The organism is Stenotrophomonas sp. 86428_Sma, assembly GCF_056481585.1.
Genome location: NZ_CM151156.1, coordinates 3,594,476 through 3,614,295 on the forward strand (window position 1 = coordinate 3,594,476; position 19,820 = coordinate 3,614,295).

Consider the following 19,820-nt stretch of genomic DNA (forward strand, 5'->3'; position numbering starts at 1 on the left):
AGTGTACCGGGCCGGCTCAAACGCCCAGCTGACGTCGCAGGTTGTCACGGGCGGCCGCGTCCAGGCGCTGGTGGAAGAACCCGCTGAGGAAGATCCGCGGAGCGCGCAGCAGGCCCTGCAGGAAGCGGCGACGGCCGGCACGGTACAGGAAGCCCGGCACCACCCCTTTGTATTCTTCGGCCACGCCACGGTCATAGGCAGCGAACACCGGTTCCGGCGCGGCCAGGATCGCCATGTCGCAGTCCAGGAACAGCGCCGCCTCGGCATCCACATCCTCCGGACCAAGCGCGCCGTGGCGGGCGGTCAGCAGGATCAATTGCTGCACGCGAGCGGCGTCGACAGTGGCAAGCTCTGGCGCCTGTGTGATCGCCTGCAAAGCCAGCTGCGCCGAACGCGCCTCGTTGTCCTTGCGCCCCGCCTGGTAGATCGCATCGTGATAGAGCACGGCCAGATAGATCTCGGCCGGCTGCTTCCAGCCGGGGCCGTCGGCGACCTCCTGGCAGTGCTGCAGCACCGCGCGCACATGGCCGAAGTGGTGGTAGGCCCGTGGCGGCGTTGCATAGCTGTCCTGCAGCGCCTGCCACTGCGCCGGGGCAAGCGTCAGCGGTGAGAAGTCCATGACCGGATCATCCCGCCTGCGCCGGCGCCGGGCAAGCTGGCGGTTTTTTCACCACGCACTCACAACGCTTGCCGGGCGGGGCCCGGAGCCAGTTGTCCACAGCTTTGTCGAGCGCTGGTCCACACCGGTTGTGGATGAACGCGGCGCCGACCAACGGTCGCTGCAGCCGGACATCCATGGGCATACACTCGCCACAGGCGGGAGCGCCCGCCGCTGCCGGGAACCGTCATGTACCGTTCTGCCGCCCATTGCCTCACTCTTTCGCTGCTGGCCTTCTGTGCTCCTGCCTTCGGCGCAGGCCAGGCACCGCCCGCCGATGTGGTGACGACCCCGACCATCACCGTGTCGGCCGCACGTGTGCCGACCCCGGAAGAAGTGTTCGCCATTCCCGCGGACCTGCGCGCGATGCTCCAGAAGCAGGTGATCCAGCGCAGCTACTCCCGCGACCAGCGGCTGCAGGCGCTCGTGGAGATGATCTTCGACCAGCACGGGCTGGACCTGCAGTACGACGCCAATGCGACCTACACCGTCAGCGATATCTGGCAGCACCGCCGCGCCAACTGCCTGGCCTTCACCCTGCTGTTCGTGACGCTTGCGCGGGAGGCTGGCATCCAGGCCCGCGTGCAGGAAGTCGGGCAGGTGGTGTCCTGGTACCAGGACCAGGACGCGGGCGTGGTCTACAGCGTCGGCCACGTCAACGCCGGTGTCGACGTCGGTGGGCGTTTCGGTACCGTCGATCTGGATCGCAATGTGCTCTATGACCGCCGCGGCCCGGTTCCCGTCAGCCGTGCGCGGGCGTTGGCGCACTTCTACAACAACCGGGGTGCGGAGCGCCTCGCCGACGGTGATTTCGTCGGCGCGCGTGCATTCTTCGACGCGTCCCTGGCTCAGGACAGCGGGTTCGCTCCGGTGTGGAACAACCTCGGCGTGCTCGACCACCGCGAAGGCAACAACGAGGCGGCGCGGCAGGCGCTGGACCGATCGCTGCAGCTGGAAGGCCGCCAGGATGCCGCACTGACCAATGCCTCCGCGCTGTTCCGCAGCCTGGGCTTGACCGCGCAGGCGCAGTCACTTGAGCACCGGTTGAAGTCGGTGCAGCGCGAAGACCCGTTCGCGCAGTACATGTTCGGCGCCAAGGCCGAACGTGCCGGCCAGCTGGACCAGGCGATCCGCTATTACCGGCAGGCCGTTCGCCTGTATGACACCGCGCATCAGTTCCACTTCGGGCTGGCACGCGTCTATTTCCTGGCTGGCCAGCTCAAGCGCGCCGATCGCGAACTGCTGCGTGCACAGGAACTGGGGGGCGCGCCGGAGCAGGCGCGCTACCAGGCCAAGCTGGACAGCCTGGCCCGCTGGCGCGCGCAGCAGCAGGCCAAGCGCTGAAGGTGATCAGGCCTTCTTGAGGAAGCAGGTCTTCAGGACCAGGCCCTTGATCTTGTCCGAGTTGCCTTCGATGTGCTCGGCGTCATCCTCGACCAGGCGGATGTTGCGGATCACGGTGCCCTGCTTGAGCGGGATCGAGGAGCCCTTGACCTTCAGGTCCTTGATCACGGTGACGGTGTCGCCGGCCTGCAGGGTGTTGCCGTTGCTGTCACGCACGACCAGGGTGGAACCGGCGCTTTCCTCGGCGGTCCATTCGAAACCGCAGTCGGCGCAGATCCACAGCGCACCATCGGCGTAGGTGTTTTCCAGGGTGCACTGCGGGCAGGCGGGGGCAGAAGACATCAGCAAGTACCTCAAAGTGAATCAACAGCCGCCATTGTAACCGCCTGGCTCGCTGCCCTTTTCCGGCCAGCGCCCGGCGGCTCGCATGACCCGATCCGGAACCCCCATCCAGAACAGAAGGCCGCAGGAACTTGCAGTCGGCGACGAACTGCAGCAGAGTGCGCGGCCCCTGATCGCCCCCGGAACTCCCCATGCGCCTCGGCATCGACTTCGGTACCAGCAACTCCGCCGCCGCCATCGTGCATGAGGGGAAACTGCTGCCGATCCGCTTCGGCGACGCCGAGCAGTTCCGTACCAGCGTGTACTTCCCCGGCGTGGTGCCCGACCCGGATGACTTCCAGCTCGACGCCGGCCAGGAACACGAGCTGCAGCAGATGATCGACAGCGCCGCGCGCGCGGCCCGCGCCGCCGGCCAGGAACGCACGCCGCAGGCGCTGCGCCGCGAAGCCCTGCGCGCACTGCGCCGGGAATGGATGGAAGCCCGCGCCGGCAAGGAGCGCAGCGCCAGCGACCTGCTGCAGAACGCGGTCTACGGCGACGACGCGCTGGAAGCCTATTTCGAGGAACACGAAGGCAACCTGGTGCAGAGCCCGAAGTCGATGCTGGGCTACAACCTGCACCCGCGCGCGAAGCAGACCATCACCGGCATCGCCGCGCACATCCTCGAGCACATCCGCCTGACCGCCAGCGCCCAGCTTGGCCAGCCGCTGCGTGCCGCCCTGCTCGGCCGCCCGGTGCAGTTCCGCAGCTCGATCGGCGCGGCCGGCAACGATCAGGCACTGGACATCCTGCGCGAAGCCGCCACCCAGGCCGGTTTCGACCAGATCGATTTCCTCGAGGAACCGGCCGCGGCGGCCATGCATTACCACGCCGAAAGCCGCGAGCGGCACCAGGCGGTGATCGTTGACATCGGCGGCGGTACCACCGACATCGCGCATGCCGAAGTCGGCGGCGACGACGCCCCGCGCATCCACCGCGCCTGGGGTATCGCCCGCGGCGGTACCGATATCGACCTGGCGCTGAGCCTGTCCAGCTACATGCCGCTGTTCGGCCGCGGCATCACCCGCGTGCCCGCCCACCACTACGTGGAAGCGGCCACCGTGCAGGACATGACCCGCCAGCGCGACTTCCGCCAGCACAAATACGACCATGTCGACGAACCGTGGGGCGCGCGCCTGCAGGCCCTGCAGGACACCGGCAACACCGCCCGCCTGTACCGCGATGTCGAACGCGCCAAGATTGCCCTCAGCGCCGCCAGCGAACACCGCAGCACGCTGGACTACATCGCCCGCGACCTGCATGCCGACAGCAGCGCCGACGGCCTGGCCGCCGCCGCCCATGGCTACCTGGAGCAGATCCGCGAGCTGCTGGCCCAGGTCCGCAGCGACATCGGCGGCGACCCGGATGCGGTGTTCCTGACCGGCGGCATGTCCCGTGCCGGCTACCTGCGCCAGGCCGTGGCCGAGGCCTTCCCGGAGGCCCGCATGGTCCACGGCGAGCCCTCGCTGGGCGTGGTCCAGGGCCTTGCGCTGGCGGCAGCCAGCCAGGATTAACAAAACGTTACGCGGTCTAAGTTACTCTTGGTCGGCTAGAACCACGCTGCACCTTCCGCCGGCCACGCCGGTGTGTGTCCACAGTGCAGCCTGGCCCGCCCCGCGGGCCTAGCGGCCATGCCTTCCTGGCTCGTTCATGGTCCGCGCAGCACCTGAGCCGCCATCGAGACCCGCTTTGGGCACCCGCCAGGCCCCTGTGGCCTTACAACCTGACGCAGCACCTGCACCCATCGACTGCCGCCGTTGTGACGCGGTCTGTTGCCGGCTGCCCGTGCTGCTGCAGCCCGGCGACCACGTGCCCGGCCAGTTCCTGTCACGCGACACCCACGGCCGTGCCGTGATGGCGCGCAACGAGGAAGGCTGGTGCGCAGCGATCGATCCCTATCACCTGCGCTGCACGATCTATTCGCAGCGCCCGGCGATCTGCCGCCAGTTTTCGATGGGCGGCGATGACTGCCGCCGCGAGCGGCAGGACTACCTGCGCCAGGCCGATGCCTGGGCGCTTTCCTCCCCTTCCACCTGACAGGAGCAACCATGCCCCGCAAGGCAAAGACCCCCGCGAAGGCCAGCAACAGCATCCGCAGCGAACGCAAGGGCGCGGCCGCCAGCACAGTGGTCAGCAGCGATTCGATCGCTTCGGACCTGGCAGCGTTCCGCAAGGCCGGTGGCAAGATCGAAGTCCTCGGCACCACCTGGGCACTGAAGAAAGCCAGCTGACCCAGTATCGACCGCGGCGGCGCTGCCGCCGCGGCCTGCCGGATCGCGTTCAGCGGTCCAGGCGTACCCGCACACTGCCCGAATGCGACTGGATGCGGATGTCACCATCACCGCCGCCCAGACGCGTATCGAGGTGGCTGCCCGGCCCATAGCGCGGCCGCTCCACCTGCCCGGCGTCACTGTTGATCGAACCACTGAAGCTGTTCACCGACAGCTGTGCCGACACCGTGCGCGGCAGGCTCAGCGTAACCGAGGCACTGACCGATTCGACGTTGATGCGGCCGCCGGGAGCCAACCCGGCCGCTGCCAGATCGATGCTGCCCGAGACGGTCTCCACCGCCAGCCGCTGCACGCGCCCGGCGTCCACCTCGACCCGGCCGGACACCGTCTGCGCACCGATATCACCGGACACGCCGCCGCCGGCCTCGATCCGGCCACTGACCGTGTTCACGTCCAGCTTCGGCGTCTGCAGGCGTGCGCTGACGCTGCCACTGACCGTGTTGAGCTTGCTGTCGCCACTGCGGCCAGCCGCGCTCAGGCTGCCGCTGACCGTGTCGGCCTGCAGCCGTCGCACATCGATGCCACTGATGTCCTGGCTGGCGCTGACCGTGCTCAGCAGCAGCTCCACCGAGCGCGGCACGTTCAGTACCAGCGTCGCGCCACCATTGCTGCTGCGGCGCGGGTATTCGATCTCCCAGCGCACACGGTTGGCACTTTTCTCCTGACGCAGCTGCAGGCCGTCGCTGAGCGTGCCGGTGAGCTGCACGTCATTGCGGTCCCAGCCACGCACGGTCACCTTGCCGGCCACATTGCTCAGCTCGATGCGACCGCCCGCGGCCAGGGTGTGGCGCTCGTCGATGCGGGTGTCGGCCAGCGCCACGGCAGGGGCCAGCAGCAGCGCGACACAGCAGGAAATCAGGGTTCGGGTCATGGGGGTCTCCTCAGGTCGTCAAGCCGGACTCGGCGGCATAGGCCGCCTGCCGGGTCAATTCCAGCCGCAGCGCGTAGGTGCGCTTGAGCTGGCCAAGCAGGTGCGGCGCACGCGGGTCCTGCGCCAAGGCGGCACGGATCTGCGCTGCGCTTTCATCCAGTTCGTGCAGCGCCGGCTGCCATTCCGGCGCCCGCCCATCGGGCAGCGAAGCGACGGCCTGCTGGTACTGCTCGGTCATCACCGCCGCCTGCAGCTGCAGGGTAGACGGCACCGGCGCGTCCGGCTGCGCATGGCGCCACGGCGCCACCGCGTAGAGCACCAGGCTGGCCGCCAATGCCGCACCGACCGGCAGCCACCAGCGACGCCGCGAGCGCGCTGGCAGGGCCACCACGTTGTCGCCCGGCGCAGGTGCCGCCTGCGGTTCACGCGGCGGCAGCTGCGCCGACAGTCGTACCCAGCCATCGGTGGGTACGCCGCGTTCGGTCGGCAGCGCGCGCAGCCGGGCCAGCAGATCGTGGTCGGAATCGTGGTCGTGTGTACTCATGTCATGTCTCCCAGCCGTGCGCGCAACAGGCCGCGCGCACGATGCAACTGTGCCTTGGAACTGCCGACGGCCATCTGCAGCTGTTCGGCGATTTCCTGGTGTTTCCAGCCTTCGATGTCGTGCAGTACCAGTACCGCACGTGCCCGTGGCGGCAGTGTCGACAGTGCCCGTTCGAGGTCGCGTTCGGTGCCGGCGCAACGATCGTGCACTGCCAGCTCCTGCAACCCTCCGTCCACTTCGTCGAGGCTGTCGTGATCCTGCCCGCCCGCACGTCCGCGCAGCTCCATCAGTGCCGCGTTGACGCCCAGCCGGTGCAGCCAGGTCGACAGGCTGCTCTCGAAACGGAAGCCCGGCAGCGCCTTCCACGCCTGCAGGAACGCTTCCTGCAGCGCGTCCTCGGCGCGTGCCTGCTGGCCGCCACACAGCCGCCACAGCACAGCGAATACACGGGGCGCGTGGCGCCGGTACAGCAGTTCATAGGCAGCGGTATCACCGGCGGCCGCCGCCCGCACCAGGGCGGGTTCATCGACGGCGTCGTTGGCGGCAGGCGGCGCGGGCATGGTGGTGTCGAGCATATCGCTTGGATGCGGCGACCCGGGAAAAGGTTTAGAGCCGATCGATGATCGATGGCATGCAACCTTTTGGGTGGCTGCTGCATCCATGAAAGGTCCTTCGCGAAATTGCCGTCCAGGAGTCCTGCCATGTCCAGCCCATCCTGCGCCGCCCTGCTGGTGATCACCGCCTGTGTCCTGCTGCAGGCGCTGGGCCTGTCACTGCAGCTGCGTCCCGACAATGGCCGCGCCTGCCTGCAGCAGAACCGCCAGGAACTGGTGTGCGTGGCCTGGAACCCGGCGGTCGAATCCCCCGCACGCGCCGGGTAACATCAGGGGCCGTTCCCGCCGCCTGTTTTCGCCCCATGATGTTGTCGTTGAAGGATCACCTGCCCGCCTGGACCCACCCGTGGTTGAACTACGCCGGCGTCGCCCTGCAGATCGTACTGGTGCTGCTGGTCGCATGGCTCCTGCGCGTGCTCGCCCGTCGCCTGATCCGCCGCTTCGCCGAGCACTACACGCTGCCGCCAGAGATGGTGATGGGTGCGCGCCGGATCACCAGTTTCGTGGTCTATTTCAGTGCCCTGCTGTACATCCTCAGCCTGCTCGGCGCGAAGCCGTCGGTGCTGTGGACCGCGTTCACCGGCTTTGCAGCCGTGGGCGCGGTGGCCTTCTTCGCGGCGTGGAGCGTGCTGTCCAACATCTTCTGCACGCTGCTGATCTTCACCACCCGCCCGTTCCGCCTGCACGACTACATCGAGGTGCTGGAAAACGGCGAGAAGCCGGGCCTGAAGGGCCGGGTGATCGACGTGAACCTGATCTACACCACGCTGCAGGAAACCGGCGACGGCCACGAGGGCACGGTGCTGCAGCTGCCGAACAACCTGTTCTTCCAGCGCACGGTGCGCCGCTGGCGCGACCCGGCGCAGGCCCCCGGCGGCATCCAGGGCGACGGTTGAGGGTGGTTTTCGGCAGGGCTGCGCCCTGCACCTGCTACGAGCGGGAGCAACAGCACCAGCAACAGCCGGCATTTCGTGGGTTGGCGGTGTGGATCCGGTTGAGGGGGACGCTGCAAGTCCCCCTCCGGGGCCCGGCCCAGCCGCTGGCGGCTGTGCCGGGCCCCGGAGGGGGGTTTACGGCGTGTCCTGCCTACCCACACCGTCCCGCCTACCTGCGGAATGCCCGCTTTTGACGTTGAAGTTGCCTTGGCTTGAAGGCTTCGGCAGGTGCAGGGCTGCAAGCCCTGCCGAACAACCTTTACCTCAACTGGCTGTCCTTGCTGCCACGCCGGTTGTAGCCGGCATGCGCCTGCGCTTCGTCGTCATGCGCCTGCTGGCACGCCACGCACAGCCGTACCCCGGGCACGGCCTGGCGCCGCGCCAACGGGATCGGCGCGTCGCATTCCTCACAATGTTCCAGACCAGGCCCCTCGCGCAGCTGGCGCCGCGCGCGGGCGATCGCATCGTCGACGGTGGCGTCGATCTGGTCCTGGACCGCGCCGTCTCCCGCCCAACCGGTGGCCATGGCCATCCTCCGCAGGTGTGTCGCCTGATATGGGGACGATACACCGCGCAGTAAACGGTAGCGCCGAGCCATGACCGGCAGGCCTTCAGCAAGCTGAGCAGAAGGCAGACGGGCCGGAGCAGGCCATTTGCGGCTTAATCCCCTCCGTCCCCTTTTTGGCTTACCAGACCAGGTCGTCCGGCACCTGGAACTGCGCGTAGTAGGCGTCGTCCTCGGCATTGCCGGTGGAGATCTCGGCGGTCGAGCCCGGCTGGCAGTGGTCGACGATGATCGCCTCCGGGGCGCGTTCACGCACTTTTTCGGCAGCGGCGCGCGGCAGCAGGGCGTAGCCCTCGCCGTGGGCAACGATGACCAGCACGCCCACCGACAGCGCCTTGCGCAGCTTGGGGTCGATCAGCAGGGTGCGGATCGCCGCGCCATCGCTGAAGCGGTACTCGTCGTCGCCCTTGTGAGGCACGGCATGGGCCGTGATGATCTGCCGGCCCTGGGCCTTCTGTTCAGCCTGCCTGGCCTGGGCATTGCGCTCGGCGGCCAGTGCGCGGTCGCGCTCGACCTTCTCGGCGCGGGCCCGTTCAGCCTCGCGCTGGACATCGGCCGAGGTCGATTCGGCCTTGCCCTGCCGGGCCTTGGCCTGCGCGCTCGCGGCAGCGCTGGCCTGCGACTTCTTGGCCAGGCCGGCCTTGAGCAATTGTTCCTGCAGCGCGTTGGGCTTTGCCATGGTCGATGCGTACCGCGTGTAATCTTGGATGCCCCATTCTACCGACGCCCCGCCGCCCCTGCATGGCAGTCCTGAAGTACCTCACCGGCTATCCCGAACCCCTGGTCGCCCAGGTCAGTGAACTACTGGCGCAGGGCAAGCTCGGCCCCTGGCTGCAGCAGCGCTATCCCGATCCGCACGAGGTGCGCAGCGACCGCCAGCTGTACGACTACACGCAGGAGCTGAAGGACCGCTACCTGCGCAAGTCGGTGCCGCTCAACAAGGTCTGCTACGACAACACGCTGGAAGTGATCAAGCATGCGCTGGGCACCCATACCGCCATCTCCCGCGTGCATGGCGGTCGCCTCAAGGCCAGCCGCGAGATCCGCATCGCCACCGTGTTCCGCCAGGCACCAGCGGCGTTCCTGCGCATGATCGTGGTGCATGAACTGGCCCACCTGAAGGAAGCCGATCACAACAAGGCCTTCTACCAGCTGTGCCAGCACATGGAGCCGGAGTACCTGCAGCTGGAGTTCGATACCCGCCTGTACCTGACCGAGCTGGCCAACCGCGGCCAGCGCTGACCGGCCGCAGCGGCTACACTGCGCGCCCCCTGCCTGACCTTTCCGCCATGGAACCGATCCGTCTCGACAAACGCCTGTCCGCCCTGCTCGGCATCCCGCGCGGTGAAGCGCGGCGCTACATCGAAGGCGGCTGGGTCAGCGTCAATGGCGAGGTGGTCGAGCAGCCGCAGCGCCCGGTCGATGACAGCGCGGTGATCGTCGTGGCCGAGCAGGCCAGCGATGAAAAGGCCGAGCGGGTCAGCATGCTGCTGCACAAGCCGGCAGGCGTTGCCGCTGAAACCCTGTGTGCGCTGGTCAGCAGTGACAGCCGCAGCGAACTTGATGCCAGCGACATCCGTCCGCTTCAGCGTCACTTCCACGGCCTGCAGCTGGCCGCCTCGCTTCCGGCCAGCGACAGCGGCCTGGTGGTGGTCAGCCAGGACCCGGCCACGCTGGCCCATCTGCAGCGCAATCTGGGCCGCACCGAACAGGAATACCTGATCGAAGTGGCCGAAGGCGGTCCCGAGCGCGGCCCGTGGCTGATGGCGCGGCTGCAGCAGGAATCGGGCGGCGCCAAGGTCAGCTGGCAGAGCGAGCAGCGCCTGCGCTTCGCCGGCAAGGGCCTGACGGCCAAGGGCCTGCGCGTGGCGGTCACCGCTGCCGGCCTGCAGGTCGCGGCCGTGCGTCGGCTGCGGATTGGCCGCGTGGCACTGGGACCGCTGCCTGCGGGGCAGTGGCGTTACCTGGGCAGCGACGAGCGCTTCTGACCGCGAAGTCCCTGCCATCCACGCATGGCGTGGATCTACGGCGATAGGTCTGTTGGCTTTCATCCACGCACGGCGTGGCTCTACCATCGGGGCATGAGCCTGCCCAAGCCTTTGTGGCGACGTCTGCTGCGCGTCGCTGCGATCATCCTCGCCGCGCTGTTGCTGCTGGTCCTGTCCGGGCTGCTGCTGGCCGACCACCTCACCCCGCGGGCACAGGGCGCACCCTCGCATGTGCTGCCACTGCAGCCGGCGCAGACCCGCATCGACCAGCAGATCGTGCCGCTGCAGGACGCACGCCCCGGGCAGTCCGGCGTGGCGTTCCTCAGTGATGGCATGGATGCCTTCGCCGCACGCGCGATGATCACCGCTCATGCAGGCCGCAGCCTGGACCTGCAGTACTACATCTGGCACGACGACCTGATCGGCCATCTGATGGCCAAGGCGCTGTACGACGCCGCCGAGCGCGGCGTGCGCGTGCGCATCCTGCTTGACGACATGAACGCCAAGGACAAGGACGCGTTGATGATGGCACTCGATGCGCATCCGAACATCGAGATCTGCCTGTACAACCCGTTCCGCAACCGCAGCGGCATCGCGCGCACGCTGGAACTGGTGCAACGCGCTTTCAGCGTCAACCACCGCATGCACAACAAGAGCTGGATCGCCGACGGCCGCATCGCGATCGTCGGTGGCCGCAACATCGGCGAGGAATACTTCAGCGCGCGCGACGATGTGAACTTCCAGGACCTGGATCTGGTGGTGGCCGGCCCCGCCGTGCAGCAGGCCAACCAGATCTTCGACGACTACTGGAACAGCAGCACGGCGATCCCGATTTCCGCGCTGGCCTCGTATACCGATGCACAGTTGCAGCAGCTGGTACGGCAGTCGGACCTGGATGCCATGCATGCCAAGGCACAGCCCTACCTGCAACGCGTGGCCGAGTCGCGCGCGCTGCAGCGGCCCAGCCCGGAACCGCTGCACTGGAGCGCGAACGTGCACATCGCTTCCGATCCGCCGATGAAGCACCGCGATGACGATCGCCGCGGCTGGCTGGTCAGCCGTCTCAGCGACGAGTTGCGCAGCACGCGGCGCAGTGCGCTGTTGATCTCGCCCTACTTCGTGCCCGGCAACGATGGGGTCGAGGCGCTGTCGGCGCTGGCCGCACGCGGCGCGCAGGTGGGGGTGGTGACCAACTCACTGGCCGCCAACGATGTGGCAGCGGTACACGGCGGCTACATGGGCTACCGGGTGCCGCTGCTGAGGGCCGGCGTGCAGCTGTACGAACTGAAGGCACACGGCCAGCTGGATGCCAGCCTGTTCGGCAGCAGCGGCGCCAGCCTGCACACCAAGGCATTCGTGGTCGATGACCGCCGCGGTTTCGTCGGTTCGTTCAACCTCGACCCGCGTTCGGCCTACCTCAATACCGAAATGGGCGTGCTGTTCGATGACCCGGTGCTCGGTGCACAGCTGCGCGACGAGTACCTGCGCCTGGCCGGCCCGGAGCACAGCTGGTGGCTGGCGCTGGGGCGCGATGATGACCTGCGCTGGCTGGAGCGGCAGCCACCGCCGCACTGGGTGGAGGCCGAACCCGGGGCCAGCCTGGGCAAGCGCTGGACCGCGCGGGTGATCAGCTGGCTGCCGGTGGAATCGCAGCTGTAGCGCTCAGGGCGCAGGACCCGCCTCTTCCTGTCCGGCGTCATCCCGTGTTTCCACGCTGCGCCCATGCAGGCGCCGCCAGATCCAGCGCAGCGCATGCGGCGGCGCCGAAGGCAACTGTTCAAGCAGGGCCAGCATGCGACTCTGGCTGGCATGTCCGTGCCGGCACAGCAGGCTGGCCGCTGCGGCCGCGCTGGCCAGGCGCAGGCTGTCGGCCAGCGGGCCATCCGCCTCGGGCGCCAGCGCCTGGTGCACCGGCTCGGGCAGCTCCCAGGCCGCGGCCACGCGTTGCGCCAACGGCAGTGACCACTGCTGGAGCAGCTGCAGCGCCAGCGCCGGCTCCACCGTTTCATCTCGTGCCTGCGCTTCCTGCAGCAGCTGGCGCATCACCAGCGCGGCCCCCAGCCCCTGTACCAGGCCCAGCCACTGGGCGGCGAAGGCATCGCCGAAAGTGACCGTGCGCGCGTGGTCAGCGGCTGCGCGCGAGGCCAGCAGTGCGTGCTCCCAGATGATCGTGCTGAACTGCGGAAACACCTCGCACTGCACCTGCATCACCGGCTGCACCAGAACTGCGCTGATGATCTGTCGCACGCCTTCGGTACCGACCAGCGTCACCGCCCGCTGCAGGCTTTCCACCGGGCGCTCGTGCACCTTGTAGGCCGGGCTGTTGGCGATGCGCAGCAGGTTGCCGGTCAGCACCGGGTCCTGGCCGATGATCGCCGCCATCACCCGCGCCGACGCAGCATCGTCGTTGACCGTCTGGATCAGCTGCGGCAGCAGTTGCGGGCGGCGCGGCAGCTGACGGGCCGCCCAGTCCCGGTCCTGCAGCGCGCGCGCCACCGCCTCGCCCAACCCCGCGGCCTGCACCGCCGTGGATTCACCGGCCAGGCGCGGGTACAGGGCCAGTGCATGCAGGCCACGCTGCAGATGTGCAGCGATCTCGGCCGAGGGCAGAGCCTCGCCCTGCAGGCTGGCCGCAGCCGCCGCCACCGCCTGCCGCGACGCCGCCGCCAACCGGGACGGTGCCGTCCCGGTCGAGCGCGCCAGCCAGCCACGCAGTGATCGCCACCAGGCCGGCGTCATCGCCGCCCGCCCTGTCGTTGTGGTGCCCTTGCCGTCACTGACCGCCCTGCCTCTTCACGCGAATCCGGCCACCCGCCGTCGTCGCAGCATCGGCCGAACTTTCATCTTCTTTAACCGGAAGGCCACCGATGTCGACGGCACCGGCCGGGGGAATGGACTAGAATGGCGCCGCGCGACCCGTCCCCCTGCACCGACGACGTCGCTTTTTTTGTTTTGGGACCCTACCGTTCACTGGCCGTTCGCTGCAGTTCGCCGCTGATCGCGCCATCGGAGACGCCATGCTATTCGAAACCCTCGCCACCACCGGCCACGAACAGGTGGTGTTCTGCCACAACCACGACGCCGGCCTGAAGGCGATCATCGCCATCCACAACACCACCCTCGGCCCGGCCCTGGGCGGCGTGCGCATGCGCCCCTACGCCAGCACCGACGAGGCGCTGGCCGATGCGCTGCGGCTGAGCCGGACGATGACCTACAAGAATGCACTGGCCGGCCTCAACGTGGGTGGCGGCAAGGCGGTGATCATCGGCGACCCCAAAGTGGACAAGACCGAGGTGCTGTTCCGTGCCTTCGGCCGCTATGTCGATTCGCTGGGCGGGCGCTACATCACCGCCGAGGACGTCGGAACCGACGTCAACGACATGGAGAACATCTACCTGGAAAGCCAGTTCGTGACCGGCGTGCACCAGGTCCATGGTGGCTCCGGCGATCCCGCCCCGTTCACCGCCTACGGTGCGCTGCAGGCACTGATGGCGTCGATGCGCTTCAAGTTCGGCCATGAGGAAGTGGGCAAGACCAGCATCGCCGTGCAGGGCCTGGGCCACATCGGCATGGAACTGGTGAAACTGCTGCGCGACCGCGGTGCCAAGCTGTACGTCACCGACCTGGACAGCGCGCTGGTTGATCGCGCGGTCAGCGATTTCGGCGCCGAAGCAGTCAAGCCGGATGAGATCCACGAGGTGAACGCCGACGTGTTCGCACCGTGCGCGCTGGAAGGTGCGATCAACGCCGACACGCTGCCGCGGATCAAGGCGAAGATCATCTGCGGCACCGCCAACAACCAGCTGTCGAGCCTGGAAATCGGCGACGAGCTGCATGCGCGCGGCATCCTGTATGCGCCGGACTATGCAGTCAACGCCGGTGGCGTGATGAACGTGTCGCTGGAGATCGACGGTTACAACCGCGAACGCGCAATGCGCCTGATCCGCAGCATCTACCACAACCTCACCCGCATCTTCGAACTGTCGCAGCGCGAGAACATCGCGCCGCAGCGTGCCGCCGACCGCATCGCCGAAAGCCGCATCCTGTCGATCGGCAAGCTGAAGATGCCGCTGGGCCGCAGCACCCCGCGCCTGGGCAACCTGCGCGGCGGTTGAACCTGCCGATGTCGCGCCGGGCATGACCCGGCGCGAGCCGTCCTTCAGAAGCCGGTGCTGTAGCGCAAGGCGGCCTGCCGCGCACCTTCGCCACCAACACGCTGGTCGAAGCCCAGGCTCAGGCGGCCATTGCGGCCCCACCACGATTCCAGCGCCACACCGATCAGCGCACTGCCGCGCGGCGCGTTCCAGCCCGCCAACGGCGCCCAGGCATCGACGCCGACGAAGCTGGCCTGCCAGTCCGCATCCGCACCATCAAGCCGTTGCTGCCATTCGGCATGCCCACGCAGCGTCCAACGCCCCCAGCCGCGCTCGCCGCGGATACCGGCCAGCATCTGGCTGCGCTGCACGCGGTTGGCATCGCCCCGCAGGCCGAAACCAAAGCCGCCGAGTTCATTGAAGGCGTCGGTCTCCACACGCGTGGTGCTGGCACCGACGTAGGGCGTCATCGATGCGCCCGCACGCCCCAGCCGGTACCCGCCCTCCACGCTGGCACTGCTGAAACGGCCGCCGTACCGCGCGGAGACACCATAGGCACCCGCACCGAGCAGCAGCTGACGATCCAGCGCGCGGGTGAACTGTCCGCTCCCCACCTGGGCCAGCGCGTAGCCACGTCCCAGATTCCAGCCGGCATACAACTGTGCCTGCGCCTGGCGATCACGCCCACGATCACCGCCGAAACTGCTGCCACCAGTGCTGCGGGTCTCACCAAACGCCACGCCCATCAGGCCGTTGCTGCCCAGTGGCAGATCCTGGCCGGCCATCCAGCCCCGGCTGTCGGCAGCGTTGCCGGCGAAGCTGCCCTGCCCCGCCTCACCCAGCGCGCTCTGCCAGCTCCCGCGCAGGCGCGGTGCGGCCTGTACACGATCAAAGCGCTCGGCAATCGCACGCCGCGACATGTCGATGCTGTCGAAGGTGGCAGCCTCGGCGCGGGCATGCGCTTGACCGGACAGGCTCTGCAGGCTGGCGGCCAGGCCCTGCGGGCCACCGCCGGTCCACTGCAGGGCACCGGCCGCTGCACCAAAGGCCGATCCCTGCAGGCCTGCGTTTTTGTCCAGCGCTGCGAATGCACCCTCCAGGCGCTGTGCTGCCGCCTGGGCGGACGCCCCCAGCCCGCTGGCCGCTGCAGTGACGCTGACCTGGGTCAGGTTCAACCACGCATTGTTGCTGTCATAGCCATAGCTGCTCTGCAGCAGTGACAGGCCCTGCAGGCCGCTGGAGGTAGCCGGCGTACTGAAGGTGCCGCTGAGTCCGCCTGCCGCATGGATCAGGTCCTGCCGGCTGCCGTTCTGTGGCACGTAGCCGGAAACGAAGCCATGCACGCGCACGCCACCGTCGATCGTGGCATTGCCGGTGACCTGCAGCGCATTGGCGCCCAGTGCGATCATCAACTGTGCGCCGGCCTGCTGGGTGTAGTTGCCCTCGATGGTGCCGGTGGTGTTGCCGGTAGTGAGGAATACGCTGCTGCCGTTGACCACATTGCCGATCACGCGGGGCGTGCCGCCATTGAACTGCAGGCCGGTCGAATCCGGATCTGACTGGCCGAGGATGGTCACGTTGGAACGGATCACGCCGCCGTTCTGCAGCGACAGGATGCCGCGTTCGATGCGGGTGGCACCGGTGTAGCTGTTGTTGCCGGCCAGCACCAGGGTGCCCCCGCCCTGCTTGACCAGCCCGCCGCTGCCGACGATATCGTTGCGCCACGCCGAGCCGGTCGAGGCCAGATCCACGTTGGCGACCACATCACCCCAGTCGAAACGACCCGGACCGTTGATCGCACGACCGATGTCGAGCAGGCCGTAGCCGAACACCGGATCCACGCCCGGCGCACCGATGTCCTTGGCGGTACCCAGCAGGGTCTGCCGCACCAGATCGTTGCTGAAGTACGGGAAGCGCTCCCAGACCAGCGCCGCCGCACCGGAAATCAAGGGCGCCGCGAATGACGTGCCGTAGTTCCAGTAGTAGCTGCCACCGTTGGCATCGGGGTAGACCGCGCTGCCGGGCGCCGCCAGGCAGTAGCGGGCCGCCTGGCCACAGGCATTGGCATAGCTGGCCAGCGTACCGGGCGCATACGGATCCACGGCGGTGGCCACCAGCCAGCCGCGCTCCAGGTCGGCAGCCGGCAGCGTGCCGGCCACGCCCTGCTGGCTGGGCAGTGCGGCCAGGCTGCTCGGCTCGCTGCGGCCATCATTGCCCGCGGCGAACACCACCAGCCCGCCATGGTTGATCACGAAGGGGCGATATTCGGCGGCCACCTGCGCGGTGGTCGGCAGGTCGGTCCAGTAAAGGCCGCCCCACGAATTGTTCATCACCTTCACGTTGTAGCTGATCAGGTCCTGGTGGACCTGCGCCACGCCCAGCGGGCCGCTGAAGGAATTGCCCTTGCCGCTGCCGTCATCGACGGGCGGCTTGTCGGCAATGATCCGTGCCGACACGATCTGCGCCTTTGGCGCGATGCCACCCGGCCAGGAGCCCGTTGCCGCGCCGGCGGCGAGGCTGGCCACGGCGGTGCCGTGGCCGACCACATCATCGACACCCAGATTGTTCCTGGCCGGATCGATGTAGTTGAGGTTGGCCAGCACCCGGCCATTCAACGCCACCGCATTGCGCTGCACGCCGGAGTCGACGATGCCGATGCGCACGTTCTGGCCGGTCAGGCCGGCAGCCTGTGCGGCGCGCGCATTGGTGACTGACAGATGCACGTCGAAGGCCGGCTCCTGCGGTTTGACCGGGGGCGGCGTCGTCGGTGGCGGGGTAGTCGGTGGCGGCGGTGGTGGCGGGGTATCAATGCGCACGTTGCCGCCCCCGCCACCTCCACCACAGGCCGTCAGCGCTACCACCAGCGCGGTTCCCAGGGCAGACCTCACCATCATCGTGCGTTCCATCGATTCCTTCCCATGAACGTTGTCCTGCCTTCATCCCGGCAGGCGTGCGGCCGCGCCCAGCGGCGGCCCTCCCCGACCCTCTATACTTGGGTCGACCCCCACGCAGTCTGCCGGGAAACCGGGGCACATCCAACGGCCCCCGGTCTCCTTTCCGAACATTGCTTACGCATCAACGAGATTGCCATGTCCAACATCGTCATCGCCGCCGCCAAGCGCACCGCCATCGGCTCCTTCCTCGGCCAGTTCAACGGCGTGCCGACCCCGACCCTCGGCGCGGCCGCCATCGCTGCCGCCCTGGAACAGTCGGGCATCCCGGCCAGCGACGTTTCCGAAGTCCTCATGGGCTGCGTGCTGCCGGCCAACCTCGGCCAGGCGCCCGCCCGCCAGGCGGCGATCGCTGCCGGCATCCCGCTGTCGACCGGTGCCACCACGCTGAACAAGGTGTGCGGCTCGGGCATGAAGACCATCATGCTCGGTCATGACCTGATCAAGGCCGGTTCGGCCAGCATCGTTGTCGCCGGCGGCATGGAATCGATGTCCAACGCGCCGCACATGCTGCCGAACTCGCGCACCGGCAACCGCTTCGGCAACTTCCAGGCGGTCGATCACATGGCCCACGATGGCCTGGTCAACGCTTATGACGGCAAGGCGATGGGTGAATTCGCCGAATGCGCCGTGGACAAATACCAGTTCAGCCGCGAAGAGCAGGACGCCTACGCCATCGAATCGGTCAAGCGCGCGCAGGCGGCGCAGGCCAACGGTGCGTTCGCCGATGAAATCGTCGCGGTGAAGGTCGCCACCCGCAAGGGCGAGGTCGAGGTCACCACCGACGAGCAGCCGGGCCGCTCGGACATCGCCAAGATCCCGACCCTGCGCCCGGCCTTCAAGAAGGACGGCAGCGTCACCGCCGCCAGTTCCTCCAGCATCTCCGACGGCGCTGCTGCAGTGGTCCTGCTGACCGAGGAAGATGCAGCCGCTCGCGGCATCACCCCGCTGGCCCGCATCGTCGGCCACGCGACCCATTCGCAGGAACCGGAGTGGTTCACCACCGCCCCGATCGGCGCGCTGCACAAACTGCTGGACAAGACCGGCTGGTCGCTGGACCAGGTCGATCTGTTCGAGATCAATGAAGCCTTCGCCGTGGTGGCGATGGCGCCGATGCGCGAACTGGGCATTCCGCACGACAAGCTCAACGTGAATGGCGGCGCCTGCGCACTGGGCCATCCGATCGGTGCCTCCGGTGCACGCCTGGTGGTGACCTTGGTCAACGCCCTGCGCACGCGCGGTGGCAAGCGCGGCATTGCCACCCTGTGCATCGGCGGTGGCGAAGCAACGGCTATCGCCATCGAATTGATTTAAATGGGTTTAACGATGATTTCGCAAAAATGAATGCGGGATCGCTTGACACCCAATCTTGGCTTGTCATCATGTTGTCGGCGCGCAGCATGCGCGTTGCCTAATTCTAACGACGAGGATTCACACAATGAGCATCAACAAGCTGCTGGTCGCGATGTCCCTGGCTCTGGCCCTGGCCGCCTGCTCGAAGCAGGAAGCTGCCCAGGACGCCGCTGCTTCGGCCAACGAAGCCGCCACCGAAGCCCAGGCTGCTGCCGACCAGGCCGCCGCTGCTGGCGCCCAGACCGCCGACGCTGCCCAGCAGGCCGCTGACACCGCCGCCACCGCTGCTGACGCTTCGGTTGACGCTGCTGCCCAGGCTGGCGCTGCTGCCACCGACGCCGCTGCCGGCGCCGCTGCTGACGCTGCCAAGGCTGCTGAAGGCACCGCTGAGAAGGCCAAGGACGCTGCTGAAGAAGCCAAGAAGTAATAACTTCTTTCTTCACGCTGTTCTGGAAAAGCCGCTGGTTCCCCAGCGGCTTTTTCTTTTTCGAATGCGCGCGACTGAGCCGCTGCATCGCGACCCCGTCTTCACAACGGCATGAATAGGCTGGCGTCCCCATCCATTGCAGTACCGGAGACCGCCATGAAGATTCGTCCGATCACCACCACCCTGCTGGCCGCCTCCCTGCTGCTGGCCCTGGCCGCCTGCAAGGGCCCGGAAGCCGAACAGGCCAAGCAGGACGCACAGCAGGCTGCTGACAGCGCAGGCGCTGCCGCCCGTGACGCCGTGGACAAGGCCGCCGAAGCCACCCGCGACGCCGCCGACAAGACCGCTGCCGCGTCCGAGCAGGCCGCCGCCGATACCCAGCAGGCGCTGGACAAGGCTGCAGACGCCACCGCCAACGCCGCCGACAAGGCCAAGGACGCCGCAACCGATGCCGCCGCACATGCCAGCGACGCCACTGCGAACGCCGCACAGAAGGTCGCCGACAAGGCTCGCGATGTCGCCAATGACGCCAAGGCCAACGCCGCCAAGGAAGAAGCCAAGCACTAAGCCCTACCGGCAGCCGAGCATGGCCTCGGCGCTACAGGAAAAGCCGCGGCACTGCCGCGGCTTTTCTGCTTTTCGCTCTCTGCTCTTTCTGTTGATTCCGTGGTGGACGCGTACGGAAAGTGTCCACGGACGCGCGGGTAGGTTGCGCAGGGGCGTAAGCGCCATGGATGGCGCGCCCGAGCTTACATGGACGTACTTGCAGCGCCCCCTGCGCGACCTACCCGCGCGGCCCACCCA

The 19,820-nt window shown here is 67.9% G+C and carries 22 protein-coding genes; 13 read left to right on the forward strand and 9 right to left on the reverse strand.

The features are described 5' to 3' along the window. Positions 1–16: 16 nt before the first annotated feature. Positions 17–619: an HD domain-containing protein gene (locus tag ACZK3J_RS16590; protein WP_277779254.1), complete on the reverse strand. Its 603-nt coding sequence runs from the start codon at positions 617–619 to the stop codon at positions 17–19. Between the two features lie 228 nt (positions 620–847). On the opposite strand from ACZK3J_RS16590, the gene ACZK3J_RS16595 reads away from it, so the two are divergent. Beyond that, on the forward strand, positions 848–2,002 hold the full coding sequence (locus ACZK3J_RS16595) for a tetratricopeptide repeat protein (protein ID WP_478476078.1): 1,155 nt from the start codon (positions 848–850) through the stop codon (positions 2,000–2,002). 6 nt (positions 2,003–2,008) lie between these two features. Here ACZK3J_RS16595 and ACZK3J_RS16600 read toward each other — a convergent pair whose 3' ends face one another. Next, positions 2,009–2,344 (reverse strand): zinc ribbon domain-containing protein YjdM, encoded by a 336-nt coding sequence (locus ACZK3J_RS16600; protein WP_010482882.1) that lies wholly within the window; start codon positions 2,342–2,344, stop codon positions 2,009–2,011. A 191-nt stretch (positions 2,345–2,535) separates the two neighbouring features. Between ACZK3J_RS16600 and ACZK3J_RS16605 the strand changes: the two genes are divergently transcribed. The 3 genes from ACZK3J_RS16605 to ACZK3J_RS16615 all read left to right on the forward strand — a co-directional run bounded on the left by ACZK3J_RS16605 (position 2,536) and on the right by ACZK3J_RS16615 (position 4,614). Continuing rightward, complete coding sequence (locus ACZK3J_RS16605) at positions 2,536–3,897, forward strand: Hsp70 family protein (protein ID WP_478476079.1); 1,362 nt, start codon at positions 2,536–2,538, stop codon at positions 3,895–3,897. Between the two features lie 271 nt (positions 3,898–4,168). After that, positions 4,169–4,420, forward strand: a complete 252-nt coding sequence (locus ACZK3J_RS16610; protein ID WP_005410565.1) for a YkgJ family cysteine cluster protein — start codon at positions 4,169–4,171, stop codon at positions 4,418–4,420. 11 nt (positions 4,421–4,431) lie between these two features. Then, positions 4,432–4,614 carry a hypothetical protein gene (locus tag ACZK3J_RS16615; protein WP_005410566.1) on the forward strand — a complete coding sequence of 61 codons (183 nt, stop codon included), beginning with the start codon at positions 4,432–4,434 and terminating at the stop codon, positions 4,612–4,614. 49 nt (positions 4,615–4,663) lie between these two features. Here ACZK3J_RS16615 and ACZK3J_RS16620 read toward each other — a convergent pair whose 3' ends face one another. The 3 genes from ACZK3J_RS16620 to ACZK3J_RS16630 are packed head-to-tail and all read right to left on the reverse strand — an operon-like array spanning position 4,664 to position 6,664. After that, entirely contained in the window at positions 4,664–5,545 is an 882-nt protein-coding gene (locus ACZK3J_RS16620; RefSeq protein WP_032129361.1) for a DUF4097 family beta strand repeat-containing protein, read from the reverse strand. 10 nt (positions 5,546–5,555) lie between these two features. Then, entirely contained in the window at positions 5,556–6,089 is a 534-nt protein-coding gene (locus ACZK3J_RS16625) for a hypothetical protein (RefSeq protein WP_277779257.1), read from the reverse strand. Continuing rightward, a complete protein-coding gene (locus ACZK3J_RS16630) occupies positions 6,086–6,664 on the reverse strand; it encodes an RNA polymerase sigma factor (RefSeq protein ID WP_032129359.1) in 579 nt (192 codons plus the stop codon). The genes ACZK3J_RS16625 and ACZK3J_RS16630 overlap by 4 nt, the downstream gene beginning before the upstream one ends. Before the next feature lie 126 nt (positions 6,665–6,790). Here ACZK3J_RS16630 and ACZK3J_RS16635 point away from each other — a divergent pair, with 126 nt between their 5' ends. Together ACZK3J_RS16635 and ACZK3J_RS16640 are read left to right on the forward strand one after the other, a co-directional pair. Further along, complete coding sequence (locus ACZK3J_RS16635) at positions 6,791–6,970, forward strand: hypothetical protein (RefSeq protein ID WP_049463330.1); 180 nt, start codon at positions 6,791–6,793, stop codon at positions 6,968–6,970. 35 nt (positions 6,971–7,005) lie between these two features. Continuing rightward, positions 7,006–7,599, forward strand: a complete 594-nt coding sequence (locus ACZK3J_RS16640) for a mechanosensitive ion channel family protein (RefSeq protein ID WP_080291803.1) — start codon at positions 7,006–7,008, stop codon at positions 7,597–7,599. Between the two features lie 298 nt (positions 7,600–7,897). Here ACZK3J_RS16640 and ACZK3J_RS16645 read toward each other — a convergent pair whose 3' ends face one another. After that, positions 7,898–8,164, reverse strand: a complete 267-nt coding sequence (locus ACZK3J_RS16645; protein WP_032129365.1) for a DksA/TraR family C4-type zinc finger protein — start codon at positions 8,162–8,164, stop codon at positions 7,898–7,900. A 160-nt stretch (positions 8,165–8,324) separates the two neighbouring features. Further along, positions 8,325–8,882: a DUF2058 domain-containing protein gene (locus tag ACZK3J_RS16650; protein WP_478476080.1), complete on the reverse strand. Its 558-nt coding sequence runs from the start codon at positions 8,880–8,882 to the stop codon at positions 8,325–8,327. Positions 8,883–8,944: 62 nt separating this feature from the next. Here ACZK3J_RS16650 and ACZK3J_RS16655 point away from each other — a divergent pair, with 62 nt between their 5' ends. The 3 genes from ACZK3J_RS16655 to ACZK3J_RS16665 all read left to right on the forward strand — a co-directional run bounded on the left by ACZK3J_RS16655 (position 8,945) and on the right by ACZK3J_RS16665 (position 11,850). Continuing rightward, positions 8,945–9,445, forward strand: a complete 501-nt coding sequence (locus ACZK3J_RS16655) for a M48 metallopeptidase family protein (RefSeq protein ID WP_005414217.1) — start codon at positions 8,945–8,947, stop codon at positions 9,443–9,445. Between the two features lie 47 nt (positions 9,446–9,492). Then, entirely contained in the window at positions 9,493–10,191 is a 699-nt protein-coding gene (locus ACZK3J_RS16660; protein WP_032129355.1) for an RNA pseudouridine synthase, read from the forward strand. A 93-nt stretch (positions 10,192–10,284) separates the two neighbouring features. Further along, positions 10,285–11,850, forward strand: a complete 1,566-nt coding sequence (locus ACZK3J_RS16665; RefSeq protein ID WP_049461637.1) for a phospholipase D family protein — start codon at positions 10,285–10,287, stop codon at positions 11,848–11,850. A 3-nt stretch (positions 11,851–11,853) separates the two neighbouring features. On the opposite strand, the gene ACZK3J_RS16670 is transcribed toward ACZK3J_RS16665, so the two are convergent. Continuing rightward, positions 11,854–12,930, reverse strand: a complete 1,077-nt coding sequence (locus ACZK3J_RS16670; protein WP_032129353.1) for an HDOD domain-containing protein — start codon at positions 12,928–12,930, stop codon at positions 11,854–11,856. Between the two features lie 278 nt (positions 12,931–13,208). Here ACZK3J_RS16670 and ACZK3J_RS16675 point away from each other — a divergent pair, with 278 nt between their 5' ends. Continuing rightward, positions 13,209–14,306, forward strand: coding sequence for a Glu/Leu/Phe/Val dehydrogenase dimerization domain-containing protein (locus ACZK3J_RS16675; protein ID WP_010482852.1), 1,098 nt, complete (start codon positions 13,209–13,211; stop codon positions 14,304–14,306). A gap of 44 nt (positions 14,307–14,350) precedes the next feature. Here ACZK3J_RS16675 and ACZK3J_RS16680 read toward each other — a convergent pair whose 3' ends face one another. Continuing rightward, the gene (locus ACZK3J_RS16680) at positions 14,351–17,191 is read right to left on the reverse strand and encodes a S8 family serine peptidase (protein WP_478476081.1); all 2,841 of its coding nucleotides are present in this window, start codon (positions 17,189–17,191) and stop codon (positions 14,351–14,353) included. A gap of 183 nt (positions 17,192–17,374) precedes the next feature. Between ACZK3J_RS16680 and ACZK3J_RS16685 the strand changes: the two genes are divergently transcribed. From ACZK3J_RS16685 to ACZK3J_RS16695, 3 genes are all read left to right on the forward strand, one after another. Beyond that, complete coding sequence (locus ACZK3J_RS16685; RefSeq protein ID WP_010482849.1) at positions 17,375–18,550, forward strand: thiolase family protein; 1,176 nt, start codon at positions 17,375–17,377, stop codon at positions 18,548–18,550. A 124-nt stretch (positions 18,551–18,674) separates the two neighbouring features. Then, positions 18,675–19,016 (forward strand): hypothetical protein, encoded by a 342-nt coding sequence (locus tag ACZK3J_RS16690; RefSeq protein WP_004153024.1) that lies wholly within the window; start codon positions 18,675–18,677, stop codon positions 19,014–19,016. Positions 19,017–19,172: 156 nt separating this feature from the next. Continuing rightward, complete coding sequence (locus ACZK3J_RS16695) at positions 19,173–19,583, forward strand: hypothetical protein (RefSeq protein ID WP_014647982.1); 411 nt, start codon at positions 19,173–19,175, stop codon at positions 19,581–19,583. Positions 19,584–19,820: the final 237 nt, after the last annotated feature.

What these genes read in the sequence shown, in the direction of transcription:
- ACZK3J_RS16590 (WP_277779254.1), bottom strand. Translation starts at nt 619, where the DNA reads ATGGACTTCTCACCGCTGACGCTTGCCCCGGCGCAGTGGCAGGCGCTG.
- ACZK3J_RS16595 (WP_478476078.1), top strand. Translation starts at nt 848, where the DNA reads ATGTACCGTTCTGCCGCCCATTGCCTCACTCTTTCGCTGCTGGCCTTC.
- ACZK3J_RS16600 (WP_010482882.1), bottom strand. Translation starts at nt 2,344, where the DNA reads ATGTCTTCTGCCCCCGCCTGCCCGCAGTGCACCCTGGAAAACACCTAC.
- ACZK3J_RS16605 (WP_478476079.1), top strand. Translation starts at nt 2,536, where the DNA reads ATGCGCCTCGGCATCGACTTCGGTACCAGCAACTCCGCCGCCGCCATC.
- ACZK3J_RS16615 (WP_005410566.1), top strand. Translation starts at nt 4,432, where the DNA reads ATGCCCCGCAAGGCAAAGACCCCCGCGAAGGCCAGCAACAGCATCCGC.
- ACZK3J_RS16620 (WP_032129361.1), bottom strand. Translation starts at nt 5,545, where the DNA reads ATGACCCGAACCCTGATTTCCTGCTGTGTCGCGCTGCTGCTGGCCCCT.
- ACZK3J_RS16625 (WP_277779257.1), bottom strand. Translation starts at nt 6,089, where the DNA reads ATGAGTACACACGACCACGATTCCGACCACGATCTGCTGGCCCGGCTG.
- ACZK3J_RS16630 (WP_032129359.1), bottom strand. Translation starts at nt 6,664, where the DNA reads ATGCTCGACACCACCATGCCCGCGCCGCCTGCCGCCAACGACGCCGTC.
- ACZK3J_RS16635 (WP_049463330.1), top strand. Translation starts at nt 6,791, where the DNA reads ATGTCCAGCCCATCCTGCGCCGCCCTGCTGGTGATCACCGCCTGTGTC.
- ACZK3J_RS16640 (WP_080291803.1), top strand. Translation starts at nt 7,006, where the DNA reads ATGATGTTGTCGTTGAAGGATCACCTGCCCGCCTGGACCCACCCGTGG.
- ACZK3J_RS16645 (WP_032129365.1), bottom strand. Translation starts at nt 8,164, where the DNA reads ATGGCCACCGGTTGGGCGGGAGACGGCGCGGTCCAGGACCAGATCGAC.
- ACZK3J_RS16650 (WP_478476080.1), bottom strand. Translation starts at nt 8,882, where the DNA reads ATGGCAAAGCCCAACGCGCTGCAGGAACAATTGCTCAAGGCCGGCCTG.
- ACZK3J_RS16655 (WP_005414217.1), top strand. Translation starts at nt 8,945, where the DNA reads ATGGCAGTCCTGAAGTACCTCACCGGCTATCCCGAACCCCTGGTCGCC.
- ACZK3J_RS16660 (WP_032129355.1), top strand. Translation starts at nt 9,493, where the DNA reads ATGGAACCGATCCGTCTCGACAAACGCCTGTCCGCCCTGCTCGGCATC.
- ACZK3J_RS16665 (WP_049461637.1), top strand. Translation starts at nt 10,285, where the DNA reads ATGAGCCTGCCCAAGCCTTTGTGGCGACGTCTGCTGCGCGTCGCTGCG.
- ACZK3J_RS16670 (WP_032129353.1), bottom strand. Translation starts at nt 12,930, where the DNA reads ATGACGCCGGCCTGGTGGCGATCACTGCGTGGCTGGCTGGCGCGCTCG.
- ACZK3J_RS16675 (WP_010482852.1), top strand. Translation starts at nt 13,209, where the DNA reads ATGCTATTCGAAACCCTCGCCACCACCGGCCACGAACAGGTGGTGTTC.
- ACZK3J_RS16680 (WP_478476081.1), bottom strand. Translation starts at nt 17,191, where the DNA reads ATGGAACGCACGATGATGGTGAGGTCTGCCCTGGGAACCGCGCTGGTG.
- ACZK3J_RS16685 (WP_010482849.1), top strand. Translation starts at nt 17,375, where the DNA reads ATGTCCAACATCGTCATCGCCGCCGCCAAGCGCACCGCCATCGGCTCC.
- ACZK3J_RS16690 (WP_004153024.1), top strand. Translation starts at nt 18,675, where the DNA reads ATGAGCATCAACAAGCTGCTGGTCGCGATGTCCCTGGCTCTGGCCCTG.
- ACZK3J_RS16695 (WP_014647982.1), top strand. Translation starts at nt 19,173, where the DNA reads ATGAAGATTCGTCCGATCACCACCACCCTGCTGGCCGCCTCCCTGCTG.